This window comes from Chthonomonas sp. (assembly GCF_035294165.1).
In the GTDB taxonomy this organism is placed as follows: domain Bacteria; phylum Armatimonadota; class Chthonomonadetes; order Chthonomonadales; family Chthonomonadaceae; genus Chthonomonas.
Map to the genome: position 1 here is coordinate 1 of NZ_DATGLN010000038.1, position 1,755 is coordinate 1,755.

The following is a 1,755-nucleotide window of genomic DNA, read 5'->3' on the forward strand; positions in this document are numbered from 1 at the left end:
TTGGTAGCGCTGATACCAGCTTAGGACATAGGGGATTTTGGGGTCAGGGGGTGCAAAGAAGTTGACGGTATCGTCCACGGGGGACATGGTAGGCAGCCAGTGGTTCCAGTCGGGGAGGGGCATGTCAATGGGCAGTTCCCGTAGGTTCAAATACCCATGAACGTTGGTCACCTTAAGCATATCGCTTAAAGTGGGCACGCTCCCCTGAGAAGGCGGAAAGAGATAGGTTAGCATGGCCGCATCGTTGGGGAGCACGGCATCAATGCCGGCACCTGCCGCCCACTCGTGCGCTCCATGGCTATCTAAACCGGGTCCGGGCTGGTAGGGTGGGTTCCAGGGTCTGCCGTACTTGCTACCGTAGGAGGCAGGGAGGGAGCGGATGTAGCTTGCGATCTGCTGCCCTTCTTTGTAAGAGAGGCCGTGGAACATGCTGCGGACGATGATGGAGGTGTTGGAGTAGTTGAAGTACTTGAGGTCTCGTCCGTCGGTGGCATGGCAGTCACTGCAGTGCGCCTTGATGGTCGGAGCGTTGGGAAGATCGTTTAAAACGAGGGTCGCGCTCTGCCAAAGTGCCTTCCCCTCGGCAATATCCTTCGGGTCGTCCAAAGGCGGCTTCCATTTCGAGGGGTCGTCCCAAACGTATTGGGGCGCAGGCCCGTTTTCAAAGTGCACCCCCAGCACCCGATAGCCCGAATTGACGCCGTTGCTGTGGTTGAACCGAAAGGTGATGGTGTTCTCACCGATGCGCAACCAATCGCGGTTAAAGGGCACTTTGAGGTCGAACAGCGTGATGGGGCTGCCTCCTATGCCCCCAAACTTGCCCGAAATTCCCGGCCCCACAATCGTGCAGTGTGCGTTGTCCAAAGGAATCCAGGCGCCATCGTTTACGCGAACCGAGGCCTCTTGTTCATCCTCCAGCCCATGAACGCGCAGGCATAGGATGGGCAGGGTGGTGGAATCGGCCATCAGCTTGATCTGCACTGTGGTGCCCTCCGGCCCCATCACCTCGATCGGCATGTTAAGTGGGGGGGCATCCGCCGCCGCACGTTGCGACACACAAAGGGGCAGGGCAAGCCCTATGAGCAGCAGAAGCAGAAACCGCCTGCCTGCTAAAATAAGGGCAAGCGGCTGCCGTTGGCTACGGGAACGCCGAATAGGTTGCATCTCTTCCATATGTCTTCTCCGGGGCCGATCTCGATCGGTTCTCTTTACCTCTGCTGTGCCAGAACGGTTCCTAGTATATAATATAAAAGTATACTGCCCAAATCCGCTCTTTGCTCCACCTGAGGGCGGCGGGATGGCTTGTTTATAACGAAACGATGTGGGAAGCGCATCGTGCTTCTCTTGACATAAACAAGGGAGCTTACCTTGAAGGTAAGCTCCCTTGCCGTTTATCTTCCTTTGCGGGAACTACTGAGCCGTGGTCTGCACCGGTTTTAAGGGCACCTTGCTATGGTCATAGCCCGTCGCTTGGGGGTTATAGGCTACGGTGTGCCAATCCACACGCGGCCACATGGTGTTCAGCCAGTTCACCACCGAATCCACCGTTGTCGTAGAGACACCCGACTTTAGAGCACCCTGAAGCCAGGTATAGACTTGGCCTTCAAAGGTAACATCCCACCATCTCGGCAGAGCATCCGGTCTCATTGTAGGGTCCCACTGAGAGATGTTGGGGGGCGAAAACCACTGCTGGGGCGTATACTCCTCGTTCTTGGCCAGCCAACTCTGGATCATCGCGTCTATTATCTGGCTTCG

General features: G+C 56.6%; 1 protein-coding gene and 1 pseudogene. Both read right to left on the reverse strand.

The features are described from left to right. Positions 1-1,173 (reverse strand): annotated as a pseudogene (locus VKV29_RS01365) (hypothetical protein); the annotation flags it as partial. 237 nt (positions 1,174-1,410) lie between these two features. Continuing rightward, positions 1,411-1,755 (reverse strand): hypothetical protein (locus tag VKV29_RS01370; RefSeq protein WP_324199500.1); only part of this gene is annotated, 345 nt, incomplete at its 5' end.